Origin of the sequence: Mesorhizobium sp. B3-1-8, assembly GCF_006439495.1 — a bacterium.
Taxonomy (GTDB): Bacteria; Pseudomonadota; Alphaproteobacteria; order Rhizobiales; family Rhizobiaceae; genus Mesorhizobium.
This window is the reverse complement of sequence record NZ_VFTK01000014.1, coordinates 45,215-61,232: the sequence shown is the minus strand read 5'-3', so window position 1 is coordinate 61,232 and position 16,018 is coordinate 45,215. Positions and strand designations below refer to the sequence as shown.

At 65.0% G+C, this 16,018-nt stretch carries 14 protein-coding genes; 3 read left to right on the top strand and 11 right to left on the bottom strand.

All coding sequences use genetic code 11. The annotated features are described in order from the left end of the window. The 8 genes from tagH to tssA all read right to left on the bottom strand — a co-directional run bounded on the left by tagH (position 1) and on the right by tssA (position 8,843). Positions 1 to 1,455 carry a type VI secretion system-associated FHA domain protein TagH gene (gene tagH, locus FJ424_RS14990; RefSeq protein WP_140654748.1) on the bottom strand — a complete coding sequence of 485 codons (1,455 nt, stop codon included), beginning with the start codon at positions 1,453 to 1,455 and terminating at the stop codon, positions 1 to 3. Beyond that, entirely contained in the window at positions 1,452 to 2,519 is a 1,068-nt protein-coding gene (gene tssG / locus FJ424_RS14985) for a type VI secretion system baseplate subunit TssG (protein WP_140654750.1), read from the bottom strand. The genes tagH and tssG overlap by 4 nt, the downstream gene beginning before the upstream one ends. Further along, on the bottom strand, positions 2,483 to 4,357 hold the full coding sequence (gene tssF / locus FJ424_RS14980) for a type VI secretion system baseplate subunit TssF (protein WP_140654752.1): 1,875 nt from the start codon (positions 4,355 to 4,357) through the stop codon (positions 2,483 to 2,485). The genes tssG and tssF overlap by 37 nt, the downstream gene beginning before the upstream one ends. Before the next feature lies 1 nt (position 4,358). Next, positions 4,359 to 5,111, bottom strand: a complete 753-nt coding sequence (tssE, locus tag FJ424_RS14975) for a type VI secretion system baseplate subunit TssE (RefSeq protein WP_140654754.1) — start codon at positions 5,109 to 5,111, stop codon at positions 4,359 to 4,361. After that, positions 5,098 to 5,547 carry an Hcp family type VI secretion system effector gene (locus tag FJ424_RS14970; RefSeq protein ID WP_181166839.1) on the bottom strand — a complete coding sequence of 150 codons (450 nt, stop codon included), beginning with the start codon at positions 5,545 to 5,547 and terminating at the stop codon, positions 5,098 to 5,100. Before FJ424_RS14970 ends, tssE begins: the two co-directional genes overlap by 14 nt. Positions 5,548 to 5,618: 71 nt before the next feature. Next, positions 5,619 to 7,124 carry a type VI secretion system contractile sheath large subunit gene (gene tssC, locus FJ424_RS14965; RefSeq protein ID WP_140654756.1) on the bottom strand — a complete coding sequence of 502 codons (1,506 nt, stop codon included), beginning with the start codon at positions 7,122 to 7,124 and terminating at the stop codon, positions 5,619 to 5,621. 3 nt (positions 7,125 to 7,127) lie between these two features. Further along, positions 7,128 to 7,664 carry a type VI secretion system contractile sheath small subunit gene (gene tssB, locus FJ424_RS14960; RefSeq protein WP_140643156.1) on the bottom strand — a complete coding sequence of 179 codons (537 nt, stop codon included), beginning with the start codon at positions 7,662 to 7,664 and terminating at the stop codon, positions 7,128 to 7,130. Positions 7,665 to 7,670: 6 nt separating this feature from the next. Continuing rightward, entirely contained in the window at positions 7,671 to 8,843 is a 1,173-nt protein-coding gene (gene tssA / locus FJ424_RS14955) for a type VI secretion system protein TssA (protein ID WP_140654758.1), read from the bottom strand. A 335-nt stretch (positions 8,844 to 9,178) separates the two neighbouring features. On the opposite strand from tssA, the gene FJ424_RS14950 reads away from it, so the two are divergent. Beyond that, positions 9,179 to 12,061: an AAA family ATPase gene (locus FJ424_RS14950; RefSeq protein ID WP_140654760.1), complete on the top strand. Its 2,883-nt coding sequence runs from the start codon at positions 9,179 to 9,181 to the stop codon at positions 12,059 to 12,061. A gap of 25 nt (positions 12,062 to 12,086) precedes the next feature. On the opposite strand, the gene FJ424_RS14945 is transcribed toward FJ424_RS14950, so the two are convergent. From FJ424_RS14945 to FJ424_RS14935, 3 genes are all read right to left on the bottom strand, one after another. After that, positions 12,087 to 12,821 carry an SDR family oxidoreductase gene (locus FJ424_RS14945; protein ID WP_140654764.1) on the bottom strand — a complete coding sequence of 245 codons (735 nt, stop codon included), beginning with the start codon at positions 12,819 to 12,821 and terminating at the stop codon, positions 12,087 to 12,089. A gap of 25 nt (positions 12,822 to 12,846) precedes the next feature. Beyond that, entirely contained in the window at positions 12,847 to 13,617 is a 771-nt protein-coding gene (locus FJ424_RS14940; RefSeq protein ID WP_181182074.1) for a fumarylacetoacetate hydrolase family protein, read from the bottom strand. A gap of 163 nt (positions 13,618 to 13,780) precedes the next feature. Then, positions 13,781 to 14,230, bottom strand: coding sequence for an Lrp/AsnC family transcriptional regulator (locus FJ424_RS14935; protein ID WP_140654770.1), 450 nt, complete (start codon positions 14,228 to 14,230; stop codon positions 13,781 to 13,783). Positions 14,231 to 14,358: 128 nt separating this feature from the next. On the opposite strand from FJ424_RS14935, the gene FJ424_RS14930 reads away from it, so the two are divergent. Both FJ424_RS14930 and FJ424_RS14925 read left to right on the top strand, forming a co-directional pair. After that, complete coding sequence (locus tag FJ424_RS14930) at positions 14,359 to 14,679, top strand: DUF1330 domain-containing protein (RefSeq protein WP_140654773.1); 321 nt, start codon at positions 14,359 to 14,361, stop codon at positions 14,677 to 14,679. 245 nt (positions 14,680 to 14,924) lie between these two features. Continuing rightward, positions 14,925 to 15,842, top strand: coding sequence for an AraC family transcriptional regulator (locus FJ424_RS14925; RefSeq protein ID WP_140786364.1), 918 nt, complete (start codon positions 14,925 to 14,927; stop codon positions 15,840 to 15,842). The last annotated feature ends 176 nt before the right edge of the window (positions 15,843 to 16,018 follow it).

Below are 16,018 nucleotides of genomic sequence, written 5' to 3'. Positions count from 1 at the left end.
CTACTCCTCTTCATATGCATCCCTGAAGTCTGCGCCGATCTCGCCCAGGAAGCTCGATTCCGCGCTCTGGGCGATGTCGCGATGGCGTTTCTGGTAAAGTTCCCACAGCTTGGCATTGCGCCCGCCGGCGAGCAGATTGCCGATCGCGGAATTGGACTTGAGCTCTTCCTCGATCGCGGCCGGATCGAAACGGTCGATCATGCGCCGCAGCGCCGCCTGCACGCCGCGCCAGGCGCGCACGTGATGCTGCGCGAGATCCTTGACCGCGTCGCCGATCGCCGCCTCGCCGGAGAGAAAGCCGGGGCTGCGTTCCGCGATGATGGTGACGATGACATCCTCGACCGTCGGCAGGAATTTGAGCGGGTTGACCTCGGAGGCGCCGACCATGGTTTGGGCGACACGCGCGCTTCCCTTCTCTTCGGCGCGCTTGCGCAGGAGCTGCATCAGGCCATCGAGCATCAGCCGGTATTCCCGCCCGAACTGTTCCATTTCGGCAATCGCATCGCGCCCCGGAAAATCGGCCTCCTCGACGCCCATGCCGCGCAAGAACGCGGCGCGCAACGCCATGTCGCTGGACGCCGGTTGCGCCGGACGCGATGGCTTGGGCACGGGAACAGGGCGAGGTGGTGGCGCTGAGGGGTCGGCCGCCTGCGCCGGTATCTCCCATGGACGGGCGGCCTTCGGCTTCTCGGCGGGCCGCCCGTCGCGACCGGTTGCGTCGGCGTTGCTGCCGGAAGCGGGCGTCGCGGCTGGTCCGAAGCTGAAATCGTCGAAGCCGGACGGTTTCGGCGCGGGCTCGGGCATATCGTTGCGCGATGGCATCTCGCCGAAGCCGAAGGGGTCCGCCCGGGCGGCGTCAGGTTCTTCGCTCAAGGCCGGCGTCGCCACCGGATCGAGGCTGAACGGGTCGTCGAAGGCGGGCGAGCTGCGTTGGTTCGCGGCGCGATCGTAAGCCCCGGGCACAGGCTGTTCGAACGGATCGGGCAGCCCTGCCGGGCGCGGCCGCTGCGGCTCTTCTTCGACCTTGGCCGAGAAGAAATCGTCGCCGCCGATGCTGGGGGGCGTCCGCGATTGCGGCGGCGACCATGCCGGCGCGGCGTTGGAGATCGGCGCCTGACCGATCGAGGTGTGGCCAGCGCTGGGTTGAACCTCGACATGCAGCACATAGTCGCCCAGGCGCAGCCGCATGCCGCTTTGCAGGCGCGTCGACCTGCCGGTGCCGAGCGGGCTGTCGGAATCGTCGATGAACAATCCGCTGCTCGACGTGTCGGTGACGTAATAGCCGTCGCGGCCGCCGCTGATCTTGCAGTGGGCGCGTGAAACGAACATGTCCGGATCGTCGATCTGCCAGCCAGCATCGGCGCTGCGGCCGATCACCAGTTCGCCCTCGTCCAGCCGGGTCTGCCTGACCGCCTGCGAGCGCGGGCCTTGTTCCAGCGTCAGCAGCAGGCTCATGCGGCTGCCTCCGCCATTTCCGGTCGCCAGCCGACGATGGTGCGCAACCTGAGATCGTCGGCGTCCCCCCTTTCGGCGGGGCGTGAAAGCCAGGAGGTTCGGCCGAGCTGGATGGTTCCCATCTTCGGCGAAGGCACGGCTTCACGCGCGAGCACGATCCTGAGATCGACATCGAGCGCTTCGCCGATCATGTCGCGCACTGCCTTCTTGAACAGGGCAAGGCGCCGTTCTCCGGACAGGAAGGACTTGAAGTCGTCGAGGCTCAGCGGTCCGACGCGCAATTCGATCCGGCTCTGCCGGCTGAAGACGCGCGGCCCGATCGTCGCGCCGCCGCCGAGCGTCGCATAGGCCTTGCCGATACGGCTCTGCAGCGCCGCCGGAATGGTGATCCAGGCGGCGACGAATTCCTTGATCCGCACCGGCACCTTGAAGGCGATGGCGAGAAACAGCGTCAGCCGCTCCGCGCCGTCGACCTGGTTTGCCAGCGATCCGGCCTGCCGTAGCCGCACCGTGTCGAGCTCGGGATCCTGCGTGCCGGGAAGGCCGATCCCGGCCATGGCTTCCAGCATGGCGCGGACGCGCCCGCCGACCGAACGTTCGACCTGCACCGCCGGATGCGCGTCCGCCCATGCGCGGTAATAGAGCGCGATCATGCGATGCTGCAGGATGTTGACGAAGTCGACGAAGGTCGTGTCGCTGGTCTGCTCGGCATCGGCGCCGGTGAACCAGCGCTGCGACAGCCGGTCGAGCACCCAGCGCGTCAGATGCAGCGGCATCGGCCCTTCCGGCCCGAGCAGGCCGAGATTGGCGACGGTCACCCGCGCCGGAGCCTTTTCGCCCACATCCTGGAATTTGATCACGTCCCGGGCCGAGAAGCTCAGCCGCACATGCTGGCCGATCCTTGCCGGCTCACGGTCCGCGGTTCCGGAATGCCCGAACAGGCCGCGCCGCTGCTCCAGGCGGCGCAGCAGCTCGAAGAAATCGTACCCCTCCGACAGCGGCTCCGCTTCAGTTGGGGCCAGCCGCGCTAGATCAGGTAGCGATTGCCGGGCGTCATCGGCCATGGCACATCCTCCTGCTTCTGCAGCAACCGCGTACGCGTCCGCACGAAACCGTTTATCCCGGCATGGCGGGCGAACAACCGCGCAAGCAGGGCCGAAAGCAGCAGCGTGCTCTGGCCCGCCAGCACCGACTGGTCGACATGCAGCGTCACCTCGGTGCCGCGGCCGAAACACATCGGCCCGTCGATCTTGAGCCGCTCAATCACCGGCCGCGAGTCGATGCGGGTGATCGAATGCACGTTGCGGGCAAGGCTCGGATCGCCGCGATCGGCGTAGAGGTCGAGCAAGGCATGCAGCGGATCGACGCCGCGACCTTCCTTGGCGAGGCTGAGGAAATTGAGCGAGAGCTGCGCCACCAGCCGCCAGGCGAGATTGTCGGCGCGAGATTCGCCTTCGGCGCCGGCCGGCAGCGCTGCCGGGATCGCCGGCTGCGGCGGCCGCAGCGCGCCGAGCAGCCGTACCGCTTCCACTGGATCGGCGGTCTCCAGCGTCAGCGCCGGCGTATCGTCCAGGATCGGCAGGTCGCGGTTGGTGCAGAGTGCCATCACGTCGAGCCGTTTCAGCGGCCGGTTGGGCTGGCTTCCGGCCGGACGCGAGACGGCGAGAAACACGTCGTCGCCAGTGTAGGAGGTGCGGGTCAGGCCCTCGCGCCGCTCGTCCTCCGTGGCCCGGCGGGGGCGCCGCTCGGTCGAATAGACCCAGCCGCTGCCGCGGTTCTGCCCCAGGCTGAACAATTCCGGGATGATCGCCTCGCTGCCTTCAGCGTCGGCGTCTTCCACCCGGGTGACCCGGAAGATCTCGAAGTCCCGTGCCCGGGTGCGGTCGGCATGCAGCACCTGGCGCGTCCGGCGCGGGTCGATCTCGATGACGTTGCACTCGCGTTCGAAGAGATTGATGATCGGCGTTGCGAACAGCTCGAAATCGGCCACCGCCACATCGGCGAGTTCCGGCACCGGACGCCGGAACAGGAAGATGATCTCTATTGCCCCATCGCACTTGCGCACCACAGGCTGCAGGCCGGCGACGCGCACATAGTGGAAGCGCTCGGGGATCAGGAAATATTCGCGCAGCAGCCGGTATCCCTCGAAGGTCGGGCGGGTGCGCGGCATCAGCGCTTCGTCGTCGTGGATGCCGATCATTTCGGGCTCGGGCAGCGCCGTGAGCGGATTGGTCTTGCCTTCCGCCCGCGCGCCGACGGCCGAGCAGGCGCCGAAGATCGCGTCGAAGATGAGCGGCGCCTTGGTGCGCCCGGCGAAGTAGAGATCGAGCCGGTCGAGCGACAATTCGCTGAGCTTGCCCTTCCCGGCCCGGGTAAGCGCGATGCGGAATGCCGCTTCGCCGCGCACGCCGCCGACCGGCGCGATGCCGGCGGCGGCCAGCGCGCTGCGGTCCTGGAAATAGCTGACCGAATTGATCGCGATCGGCCACAGCGTGACCTCTTGCGCGGTGGTGAAGGTCGAGCGCGTCGAGAGCCCGGGATGCAGGCCGGAAACCAGCCGCGTGCCGCGCGCCACGGCATGGCCGGCGATCATCGACTGCACCTGCTGTCCGGGTTTCAGCACGGCCATCGCCGTCGCCGGCGCCGGCGTCACCAGGTCCGGATAGAGCACGTCGAGCACGGCGCGCGAAAAGCGCGAGCGCTCGGCGTCGACCTTGAGCCGCGTGCGCGCGGCAAGAAAGGCGACGCCGTCGAGCAGCCGTTCGACGTAGGGATCAGGGCAGGGAACGGTGTCGAGGGAAAGGTTGCGGGCGACCGCCGGATGCATGTCGGCGAATTCCGCGGCCAGCGCGCGGATATGGGTCAGTTCCTCCTCGTAATACTCCACGAAGACCCGATCCATCTCAGGTCTCCCGGAATTCGGTTCGCGCCAGGCCGTTGTCGAGATTGATCGTGGTGCGCAGCCGCATGCGTTCCGGCGTCGGCGTCATGATCAGCACGGCGTCGATCTCGATCTTGAGGCCGACGGTCTTGTCGCCAAGCGTGACGTTGACGGTCGTAGCGCTTTCCTTGAGGCGCGGCTCGAAAGTGGCGAGCACCGCGCGGATCTCGCGCGCCAGCGTGTCGCGGTCGAAATCCCGCGACGAGCGGCCGGAAAACGACGGCACGCCATAGTTGACGACGCTGCGGCGCACCTCCGGAAAGTCGCCGAGCGGCGGCAGCTCATCCAAAGGCTGTTCGTGCTCGGCGTCGGAAAGCATCGGTACGGACTCGAAACGCTCGGTGTTGAACAGGGCCTCGATGTCGCGCCGCACCGCTTCCCTGAGCACCCGCGCCGACACCACCACGCCGCGGCTTTCGATCTCGGTGCGATGCTCGGTCTGGAAGACCAGTCTGTGCAATCGTCGTTTCTGCTCGGATGTCAGTTCGGCATCGGCATCGATGACGCGCGCGCTGCCGGCAAGAAGAGCCTCGACGCGCTCGGCGCCGAGTTCTTCTTCCAGCAGACGGCGCAGCCCGTCGATCTCCGACGTCAGCCCGGGCAAGTCGTTGACGAGGCGGTCCCAGAGGGAGGGCTGGACCGCCTCGCGCTTTGCCCGCGAACTGCCGGCAAGCTGCGCTTTCGCGCCAGGCCGCTTGGCCTCACTTGCCGACATAGACGTCCATTTCGATCTCGTCGTCCTTGTCGTAGACGAACTTGATCTTCTTGTAGGCGAAGCTGACTTCTTCCTCGATCAGGTCCGCCTCGTCGTGGGCCTGCCGCATGTCGTATTCCATGACGGAGGCGTCGGTGAGCGTCACGACCAGATAGTCGCTGGTCTCGCCGTCAATGGTGCGGCGGGCCGAGAACACCACTTCGTCCAGCGCCTTGTTCTCGAACAGCGCCTTCTTCAGGTAGGGCGACGACTTGTCGTAGTGCTTGAAGAATTTGATCATTCCCATCGACACGCGGCCGCGCCGCGACAGCGAATTGGGATCGTAAGGCGCGATCATCTTGTAATCGACGCCATGGATCTCGATCTCGTCCTCATGGCCGTCGCGCTTGCTCGGGCCCTTGATATCCGGGACTTTCAGGAAGCCGTCGATCTTCATCGAAGGCGCATCGGCTCTATCAGGCATTGTCTTTCTCCACCGCTTTCAAACGAAACAAGATGACTGCGATTTCAGCCCTTCACTGACGGCAATTCCGACACCAGCCGGAGCGAGGCGTTGATGCCTTCCAGCTGGTAGTGCGGACGCAGATAGAAACGGGCATTGTAGTAACCGGGCCGGCCTTCGACGCTGTCGACCTGGACCTCGGCCGCGGCAAGCGGGCGCTTGGCGCGCGCCTTGTCGTCGGCAAAGGCAGGGTTGGCCAGCACGTACCGGTTGATCCATTCGGTCAACCAGGTCTCCATGTCGGTGCGTTCCTTGAACGAGCCGATCTTGTCGCGCGCGATCGCCTTGAGGTAGTGCGCGAAGCGCGAGACCGGGAAGAGATAGGGCAGGTTCGCGCTCAGCCGTTCGTTCGACTGGGCGTCGGGGTCGACCAGACGCCCGGCGCGCGTCTCGTCGTCCTGCAGCGAATGCGCGCCGATGAAGGCCGCGAGATCAGTGTTCTTGCGGTGCAGGATCGGCATCAGGCCGAGCTTCGCCAGTTCCGCCTCGCGCCGGTCGTCTATGGCGACTTCCGTCGGGCATTTCATCGCGATCGACCCGTCGTCGGTCGGGAAGGCGTGCACCGGCAGATTGAGCACCGTGCCGCCGTTCTCGACGCCGCGGATTTGCGTTCCCCAGCCATAGAGCTTGTGGCTGCGGTTGATGTTCACGCCCATCGGGAAGGCGGCATTCATCCAGACATATTTGTTGTGGTCGCCGCCCACCTCTTCCTCGAAGGTGAAGCCCTTCACCGGAACCGTCTCGGAGCCGTAGGGCAGGCGCGCCAGCACGCGCGGCATGGTAAGGCCGATATAGCGTGCGTCCTCGCTTTCGCGCAGCGATTGCCATGAGGCATAGGCCGGGTTGTTCACGATCATCTGCAGGTCCTGCGGGTTCGGCAGTTCCTGCCAGCTGTCCATGCGGAACAGCCGTGGCGAGGCGGCTGCGATGAACGGCGTATGCGCCGAGGCGCAGACGCCGGAAATGTTGCGCAGCAGCCCGACGTCGCGCGGATGGTTGGAGAATTCATAGGCGCCGATGATGCAGCCGATCGGCTCGCCGCCCAGCATCGAATACTCGTCCGTGTAGACCTTCTTGAAGATCGGGCTCTGGTCCCACATCTGGCCTTCATAGTCTTCGAGCGTGTCGGCCAGCTGCTCCTTGGAGATGTTCATCACCCGGATCTTCAGCTTGGTGTCCGTCTCGGTGTTGTTGATCAGGTACCAGAGGCCGCGCCACGTGCCTTCCATCTCGCGCACTTCCGGCGCGTGCAGGATCTCGTTGACCTGCGTCGTCAGCATCTTGTCGATGCCGGCGATCAGCGACTTGATCGACTTGATCGCATTGGACGAGATGGTCGTGGTCTCGGAGCGCGATTGCGCGGCAAGCGCCAGGTTGCGCACCAATTGCTGCAGCTTCTCGCTGTCGTCCTTCTTGACCTTGAAATCCTTTTCAAGGAGGCCGCTGAATTCGCCAAGATCGATGGCTTCCGCCTCGGCGGTGGCGGCTGCGGTCTTTTGCTGTTCGGCCATGACTTACTCCTCGCCCTTGCCGTCATCCATCGCCTGGCTGGCGATCTTGCTCAGCAGCGGCTCGTTGTTCAGAAGCTGCGCTATGCGCTTTTCCGCGTCGACGCGGCCGTCCATGAAGCCAAGCAACTCCTCGAGCTGACGGCGCATCTTCAGGATTTCGGCCAGTTGCGGGACCTGCTCGGCGACCTTGTCCGGCGCGAAGTCGCCCATCTTGGAGAAGGTGAGATCGACCATGAGCTCTTCGTCCCGCTCCTGGCCCTCGGCCTGCGGCAGGGTGTTCTTCACCCGCGCCTTGACCCGCGGCCCCATCGCTTCCATGAATTTCGGGAAGCGGTTGGCGTCGGTTTCGACGAAATTGCGGTCAAGCACCGACTTCGACGCTTCCTTGGTCTGCGAAGCGCCCGAAAGGTCGGCCATCACGGCCATGACGAACGGCAGTTCGATCGTCGTCGGGCTGCCGTAGGTTTCAACATCGTAGGCGATCTGCACGCGCGGCGCGCGGTTTCTTTCGATGACCTTCGCTTTGCTCTCTGCTGGCATGCTTTTCTACCTTTCATCCTTCTGGGCCGGCTTCTTGGGATCGGGGACGCCGGCAAGCTGCCGGAACTCCTTCAGCCCCGACGGGGCGAGATCTTCCATCAGTTCCACGAAATCCATGTGCACCATCCGGCGCACGCGCCGGGCGAGATGCGGGATGGGGCTGGACGGTTCGGTGCGGTCGTAGAAGGCGACCACGAGGTCGAGGCATTTGACGACCTCGTCGCGCGAGTTGATCCGGTCCGGCAGACCGGCGCTCGCGTCCACAGGGCTTGCCACACTTGCCATCGTCTCGGCTCCATGACCGTTGCGGGCGGGCATCGCTGATTCCGCTGCCGCCTGCGGAGCGGACTTTGCGGCGCCGTTCGCCGTGGCGCCGCCACTGGAATTCCGCTCCAGCGTCGTCAGCAAACGCTGCAGGAACTTCTTCAATTCCGGGACGGTGGCGCCATGGCCTTCGATGCGGGCGTTGAGTGCGGTGTCCACCGCCTCGAGCGCGGCGATCGCGGCACGTGCGTCGGCCAGCAGCGACGTCATTACATCCGCTGCTTGATCGATTTGCGCCGCGCATCCGGTGCGCACGCGGTTCAACAGCTGGTTGTGGGCGCTCGTCAGCGCCGCCTTTTCGGCGGTCCCGAGGCCAGAGGCTGCTTCCTGGAGCATGACGCGTTCGTCGAGCGCAGCCTGTTCCAGGTCCCGGCCGCTGATCGGCCCGATCGCGCGCGGGGAGAAGAAGGCCACCTGCCTGAGGTTCGCCAGCAAGCCTTCTTGGCCGTTTTGCAGATCGAGCAGCGCGTTGATGCGCCGTAAGGCAGCTTCGCGTGGCGCGCCCGTCCGCAGCGACGGGTGCATCGTGTCCCAGTATTGCTCGAAGGTTCGCGCAATCAACGTCAGCCCTTGGGCGAGGCCGGCCAGCCCTTCCTCGTTGGCCAAGGCCCGCGCGACGATGACCAGCAGGCGCAGGTCCCGGCCGCGGGTGCGCAACTCTTCGGCTCTTTCGAGCACCGCCGCCCAGTCGACTGGACTGGACTGCGACGCGGGCTTGCTGTTGCCGTCATGCACAACTTTGAGCTGAGGCTCGGTCAAGCGCTCCAGCTCATGAAAGGCCGGGTCGTTGCGCAAGTCCTCTCCCGACGGATTCTCACCGTTCAGAGGATTCAGCCAGAGTGCGAGATCAATCACACCAACCCCCAGCCAGCGGCCCTGAGACCCCTATGTGACGCAACGTTATCACCGGCCTCACGCGACGACAATTGAGCACCTGCGCAAAAACTAACGGAAGCTAAACGCGACCGTTCTTTCTTTGGCCAAACCCATTGCGCGATTGCCGGACCCGGTATGTGAAATGGCTCGCATAGCCCGGACAGCAATCCGGTGTTTGTTGCAGCGAGTTTGCAAGGCTTGTGTAACCGGGCGGTGCCGCCCGGATAGATTCAAAAACCTTATCCGCCACGCGGCTTTGTCAAGCAGCAGCTTATATGGCAGGGTACGGTCGGCAGGTTGCGGGAGCAGGTTCGATGGAACAGCGCCGGTCATCGCAGAGTTTCAAGCGTAAGGAACTGGTTGCCAAGCTCAACGCCACGGGGGTGCGCGCCTTCAAGGCCGCGGCCGACACGGCCAAGTTGCGCGGCAATCCTTATGTCGAGCTTGTCCATTTCATCCAGCAACTGGTGCTGTCCGAGCGCTCGGATGTGCAGATGATCGTCGCCGACGCCGGTATCGATGCCAGCCGGCTGACGGCCGACATGACCCGTGCGATCGACAAGCTGCCCTACGGCGCCACCTCGGTGGAGGAATTCTCCGACCACATCTTCCACGCCATCCAGGAAGGCTGGAACCTGGCGACGCTGGAGTTCGGCGTGGAAGAGGTGCGCAGCGCCCATATCCTGCTTGCCTGCCTGAAGACGCCGGTGCTGGAAGGCCTGGTGTCCAAGATCAGCGCCGAATTCGACAAGATCGACGCGGACGGTGTCGTTTCCCGCTTCGCAGACGTCACCGAAGGCTCTCTCGAAGCCGGCTCACCGCCCGCCGCGGCCGCTACCGAGACGCCGATGAAGCGCGGTCCGGGCGGGGATTCGGCGCTGGCGAAATACGCAACCGACCTCACCCAACGCGCCCGCAACGGCAAGATCGACCCTGTCGTCGGCCGCGATCCGGAGATCAGGCAGATCGTCGATATCCTGATGCGACGCCGGCAAAACAACCCGATCCTGACCGGCGAGGCGGGCGTCGGCAAGACAGCGGCGGTCGAGGGTTTTGCATTGCGCATCGCCCAGGGCGACGTGCCACCGACATTGCAGAACGTCAGCGTGCGCATGCTCGATGTCGGGCTGATGCAGGCGGGCGCCAGCGTCAAGGGCGAGTTCGAAAAGCGGCTGAAGGCGGTCATCGACGAGGTCCAGGCCTCCGAGGTGCCGATCATCCTGTTCATCGACGAGGCGCACACGCTGATCGGCGCCGGCGGCGCGGCCGGCACCGGCGACGCCGCCAATCTGTTGAAGCCGGCATTGGCGCGTGGCGAGCTTCGCACCATTGCCGCCACGACCTGGGCCGAATACAAGCAGCACATCGAGAAGGACCCGGCGCTGACCCGCCGTTTCCAGGTGGTCAAGATCGACGAGCCCTCGGAAGCCGTGGCCGTGCTGATGCTGCGCGGCGTTGCCGGCGTCCTGGAGCAGCACCACAAGGTGCAGATCCTGGACGAGGCGATCGAGGCGGCGGTCTCGCTTTCGCATCGCTACATCCCGGCCAGGCAATTGCCGGACAAGGCGGTCAGCCTGCTCGACACCGCCTGCGCCCGCGTCGCGGTCTCGCAGCATGCGACGCCGGCCGAGGTCGAGGACATCCTGCGCCGCCGCCAGGCGCTCGAGGTCGAGAGCGGCATCATCGGCCGCGAGGCGGCGATCGGCATCGACGTCGCCGACCGGCAGGCTCGTGTCGACGCCGGGCTGGCGGAAACCGAGACCAGTCTGGCCGCTGCCCAGGCGCGCTGGGACCGGGAGAAGGCTTTGGTGAGCGAAATCCTCGACCTGCGCGCCAAGCTGCGCGGCGAGGGCGTGCCGCTCGACGAGGCTGCGGTTGAAGAGGCCGCCGCGGAGACGGGGAGCGTCGAGGGCGCGGCAAAGGCGCCCGAACAAAAGGCGCCCGAGAGCAAGGCTGGAGAGAGCAAGGCTGGCGAGAGCAAGGCTGGCGAGAGCAAGGCTGGCGAGAGCAAGGCCGGCGACGGCAAGGCTGCCGAGTCGAAGAAGGCAAAGTCCTCGAAAGCCAAGATTGCGAAGGCCGAAACGGCTTCCGCCGAGCCGGCTGATGAGGCCGCCGCCGATCTCGCGCGGCTGCGCGAACTGATGGCCGAGCTTGCCGACGCGCAGGGCGAGGCGCCGCTGATCCTGCCGTCGGTCGACCGCAATGCGGTTGCCGCCGTGGTCCAGGATTGGACCGGCATCCCGACCGGACGCATGCTATCCAGCCAGACCGAGAAGGCGCTGAAGCTCGCAGCGACCCTGTCCGAGCGCGTGGTTGGCCAGGACCACGCTATGGAAATGATCGCCAAGCGCGTCCAGACCAGCCGCGCCGGCCTTGGCGCGCCGGAAAAACCGGTCGGCGTGTTCCTGCTTTGCGGCCCCTCCGGCGTCGGCAAGACCGAAACCGCGCTGGCGCTGGCCGAGACGCTTTACGGCGGCGAGCAGAACCTGATCTCGATCAACATGTCCGAATTCCAGGAAGCGCACACCGTCTCGACGCTGAAGGGCGCGCCGCCCGGCTACGTCGGCTACGGCAAGGGCGGCATCCTGACCGAGGCGGTGCGCAGGAAACCCTATTCGGTGATCCTGCTCGACGAGGTCGAGAAGGCGCATCCGGACGTGCACGAGATCTTCTTCCAGGTCTTCGACAAGGGCATGATGGATGACAGCGAGGGCCGGCGCATCGACTTCAAGAACACGCTGATCCTGCTGACCTCGAATGTCGGCTCCGACGTCATCATGGACCGCACCAGGAACGGCACGGTGCGCACCGGCATCGACGATCTCGACACCGCGCTGCGCGCCCCGCTGCTGAAGGTCTTCCCGGCCGCCTTCCTCGGCCGGGTGGTGACCATTCCCTACTATCCGCTCTCGGATGCGATGATCGAGGCGATCGCCAGGCACCAGTTCGCCAAGATCGCCAAGCGCCTCAAGGCAACCAACGATGCCGAGCTGGTCATCGGCGACGGCGTGATGGACCTGGTCAAGGCGCGCTGCACCGAGATCGAGTCCGGCGGGCGCATGATCGACGCCATCCTCACCAACACGCTGCTGCCGGAACTCAGCCGCGGCGTGCTCAACCGCTCGCTCGAGGGCAAGAAGATGGCGAAAGTCACCGTCGGCGCGTCGCCGGAAGGATTTACCTACTCGTTCGAATAGGCCTTCATGGCGAGTGAAGCCGCCCTCAGATGGACCAGAGCGCGCCGCCGTCGCAGGCGACGGCCTGGCCGGTGATGTAGGAGGCGCGGTCGGAGGCGAGGAAGGCTGCCAGCGCCGCGAACTCTTCGGGACGGCCGATGCGCTTGGCGGGTATGGCCTGGCTCACCTTTTCCAGGTCGAGCTTCGCGTCCGCCAGTCTCTCCGTCAGCGTATAACCCGGCATCAGCGCGTTGAAGGTGATGCCGTTGGCGCCCTCTTCCTTGCTCAGCGTGTTGATCAGTCCGTGGATGCCGGCGCGCAGCGAGTTGGAGAGCGCGAAGCGGTTGATCGGCTCCTTCGCGGCGATGGAGGTCACGAACAGCACGCGGCCCCATTTCTTCTCGCGCATCGAAGGCAGCACCGCCCGCACGATCTCCACCGCGCTCATGAACAGGTTGTCGAAGGCGGCGCGCCATTGCTCGATCGTGATCTCGTCGAAGGGCGCGGTGGGCGGGCCGCCGGTGTTGACCACCACGATGTCCGGCGCGCCCAGCGTCGCCTTGGCCCGCTCTACAAGTTCCGTCGCCGCGCCCGGCTTCGCGAGGTCGCAGACGAGCGCCGTCGCGCCGATCTCGCGGGCGGTTTGCTCCAGCACCGCCGCGGTGCGGGCGCAGATCGCCACGCGCGCGCCTTCGTCCAGCAATTCCTTGGCCACGGCGCGGCCTAATCCTTTCGAAGCGCCCAGCACGAGCGCGTTCCTGCCCTTCAATCCAAGATCCATCCGTCCTCTCCGATGATGCCGCGCCTCAGGCGCCGCTGACCTCGACGCTGCCAAGACCGGCAATGTCGAACCGATAGGAAAAAGCCTTGTCGGGGAAACGCGTGCGCACGATGCTGCCCGTCATGACGATGTCGCCCGCCTTCATGCCCCTGCCGGAGGTGCCCAGATGGTCGGCCAGCCAGGCCAGCGGCTCATAGGGGTGACCGAGCGCATCGGCGCCGACCCCTCTGCCGATCTCGGCGCCATCCTGGTAGACGATCGCTTCGACTTTCTCCAGCGCTATGGGCGGGGCGACGAAATTGCCCAGCACCACGCCGGCATTCCAGGAATTGTCGGCGACCAGCGAGCGCACATCCAGCACAGAATAATCGGCATGGCGATCGTCCACCACCTCGACCGCCGGGCAGACGCCGTCGACCGCCGCGGCGATCTCGTCGCGCGTATAGGGCGCGGCGCGCGGCGCGAGATCGCGCCCTAGCCGAGCGCAGATCTCGAATTCCAGGCCGAGATGGCCGTAGCCTCTCAGCGAGAGCTTCGCTCCGCTATGCATCACCCGTCGCCCGAAAACGGCGCCGGCGACAGGGTGGTCGATCCCGCACATGCTCTGCATGCTGTGCGAGGTCAGGCCGATCTTGTAGCCGGCTATGCGGTCGTCGCCGATGATCGCCCCGACATAGGCATCCTGCACCTTGTAGGCGGAGACAAGATCCGACAATCCCTCGATCGTCGCGAACTGCGTGTTGTCCTGATGGCCGCGCACCAGCGCTTGTGCGGCACCAACAATATCGAACGCCATATCAAATCTCTCCATTCCCGTCCGACAATTCGCTCGCCGATTGCCGGACAAATTCGTCGTAAGCCGCAGACCACCTAAGGGGTTTTCGGCATCGGGATTTCCCAACTTCGTTTCGATGCACGTCGTTATCCGGGAACCGCTGCACACTTCTGGGCGACATGCATCAGAGATTGGTCTCGTCGGGGTTGAGCACCACCATAGTCGACGTCTCGGCCACCGATGGGATCGATTGCAGCACGTTGCTGATGAATTCGCGAAGCGCCGCGATGTCCTTCACCCATACCCGCAGCAGATAGTCGATGTTTCCCGTCACGAGCAGGCATTCGGTGATCTCCGGGTGTTTCGCCACTTCGTTGAGAAACAAGCCGGCTCCTTCCGGGCCTTGCTGCCCCAGGCGCACGGAAACCATCACGCAGACGCCGAGGCCCAGCGCCGCCGGATCGATCCGCGCCGCATACCCCTGGATCACGCCCGTCTCCTCGAGCCGCTTCAGCCGGCGCGCGCAGGGCGTGGGCGAAAGGCCGACGCGCTCGGCCAGATCCACCGTCGAGACGCGGCCGTCCTGCCGCAGCTCGCGCAGGATGCGATGGTCGATACCGTCCAGTGCGATCATGGCGCTTTCAGCTAAAATTTTCTCCAGCCTTGGTGATTATGCGCGAAAAGTTGGCGATGACAAACGAAATTTATCGTGAATGCGCTTTGATAAAGCGATAAGCTCGATCGAAAATCAAGGAGGAGGCCATGGCCGCTTATATGATCTGCACGATGAGGGTCCACGACCCCGAAACCTACAAGAAGTACACGGCGCTCACCCCTGCCACGTTGAAGAAGTATGGCGGGAAGTTCCTGACGCGCGGCGATCCGGTGACCACATGCGAGGGCGAGACCTTCACCGACCGGATGGTCATCCTCGAGTTTCCGGACGAGGCCACGGCCCAGGCCTGGTACAACGACACCGACTATCAGGCGGCGTCGAAATTCCGCCGCGCCTCTTCCGATCGCGAACGGATGATCCTGCAGCAGGGACGCGGCGAAAGCGCCGCTCCCGACCCGCTCGTCTGAGCGGGCCAAGCCGTTGAGCCGGCAAAGTGCGTCCTTGATGCATGTCGCCCAGAAGTGTGCAGCGGTTCTGGGACAACGACATGCATAAAAACAAAAACTTAGAGCGCGGTCCGGGGAACGCATCTTGCGATCCCCGGAAAAGTTCATGCTACAAACGTGAGCGGGACAGTGCGAGTTTTCCTTGAAACGCCGACCCGCTTCAGGTCGAACTTGCGAGGCAGAATTTGACTCGTTGGAGGCCGGTCATGAGGGCCGAGGATTTGCAGGTCGCGCGGGAAGCGTATGAGAATTATGCGGAATTCTACCGCAAATCTTCCTACTCCGCCTTTCCCCAGCAGCATCGCACCATCCAGGGCACCGGGCGGTCCAGCATGATACTGGTCGAGCAGGGGAGGCATGAGCTTGCCGACCCGGCCGTGCAGGAAGTCGTCATATCAACGCCCCTGTCGGCACCGGCCTGTTCCTACGACTGGAACATGGGGGCCGGGTGGGCGGGGGGAAAGTCCCGCACCGGGGACCTCATCATCGTGCCGCCCAACGTCGAGAGCCGCTGGCGCGTCGGCGGTCCCCGCAAGCTGGTCATACTGGCGGTGCCGGTCGGCCATGTCAGGAGCTTGCTTGGCCCCGAATGTCCCGACGACCTGTCATCGGCGCTCGAGCCGCTTTCCGGCTCCACCGCGCCCAACGCCGTGGTGAGCACGCTTCTTGAGCAGCTTTGGACGCTCGGCGATCCGGAAGGTCCGCTGGGCCGCATGCTGGCGGACAGCATGGTGCTTGCGCTGATCTGCCAGGTTCTCATCCTTGCGAAAGCCGGGACCCCGCATCCGGCCTCCGGCGCCTTCTCCCCGCGGGAATGGCGGCGTGTCTGCGACTATATCGACGCCCATCTGCAGGAGGAAATCGCGCTGGCGGACCTCGCCCATTTGGCCGGGTGGAGCGTGCGGCATTTCACGCGCATGTTCCGCCAGTCCACGGGCCAGACCCCGCACAATTTCATTGTGCTGAGGCGCGTCGATCGCGCAAAGGACTTGCTGAGGAAACAGAAGCTGCAGCTGGCCGACGTCGCGCTCACCTGCGGTTTCGCCGACCAGAGTCATTTTACGACCTGTTTCCGTAAGGCTACCGGCCTGACCCCGCTGCGCTGGCGGCGCGAGCTTGTGTGAAGGGATGGACCGGCCCGGACCGGCGCCGGCCATGGCCAATCTGCGAAAGATCAATGCATGTCTCCCGAAAGTGGGAACCGGTTTCGGGACAAAGACATGCATAGAATCAATAACTAAAGCGCATGGAGCGAATCTGAAGGATCGCGACGCGCTTTAGGCCCTATCGCGCAAGACTT

What these genes read in the sequence shown, in the direction of transcription:
- tagH (WP_140654748.1), bottom strand. Translation starts at nt 1,455, where the DNA reads ATGAGCCTGCTGCTGACGCTGGAACAAGGCCCGCGCTCGCAGGCGGTC.
- tssG (WP_140654750.1), bottom strand. Translation starts at nt 2,519, where the DNA reads ATGGCCGATGACGCCCGGCAATCGCTACCTGATCTAGCGCGGCTGGCC.
- tssF (WP_140654752.1), bottom strand. Translation starts at nt 4,357, where the DNA reads ATGGATCGGGTCTTCGTGGAGTATTACGAGGAGGAACTGACCCATATC.
- tssE (WP_140654754.1), bottom strand. Translation starts at nt 5,111, where the DNA reads ATGTCGGCAAGTGAGGCCAAGCGGCCTGGCGCGAAAGCGCAGCTTGCC.
- FJ424_RS14970 (WP_181166839.1), bottom strand. Translation starts at nt 5,547, where the DNA reads ATGAAGATCGACGGCTTCCTGAAAGTCCCGGATATCAAGGGCCCGAGC.
- tssC (WP_140654756.1), bottom strand. Translation starts at nt 7,124, where the DNA reads ATGGCCGAACAGCAAAAGACCGCAGCCGCCACCGCCGAGGCGGAAGCC.
- tssB (WP_140643156.1), bottom strand. Translation starts at nt 7,664, where the DNA reads ATGCCAGCAGAGAGCAAAGCGAAGGTCATCGAAAGAAACCGCGCGCCG.
- FJ424_RS14950 (WP_140654760.1), top strand. Translation starts at nt 9,179, where the DNA reads ATGGAACAGCGCCGGTCATCGCAGAGTTTCAAGCGTAAGGAACTGGTT.
- FJ424_RS14945 (WP_140654764.1), bottom strand. Translation starts at nt 12,821, where the DNA reads ATGGATCTTGGATTGAAGGGCAGGAACGCGCTCGTGCTGGGCGCTTCG.
- FJ424_RS14940 (WP_181182074.1), bottom strand. Translation starts at nt 13,617, where the DNA reads ATGGCGTTCGATATTGTTGGTGCCGCACAAGCGCTGGTGCGCGGCCAT.
- FJ424_RS14935 (WP_140654770.1), bottom strand. Translation starts at nt 14,230, where the DNA reads ATGATCGCACTGGACGGTATCGACCATCGCATCCTGCGCGAGCTGCGG.
- FJ424_RS14930 (WP_140654773.1), top strand. Translation starts at nt 14,359, where the DNA reads ATGGCCGCTTATATGATCTGCACGATGAGGGTCCACGACCCCGAAACC.
- FJ424_RS14925 (WP_140786364.1), top strand. Translation starts at nt 14,925, where the DNA reads ATGAGGGCCGAGGATTTGCAGGTCGCGCGGGAAGCGTATGAGAATTAT.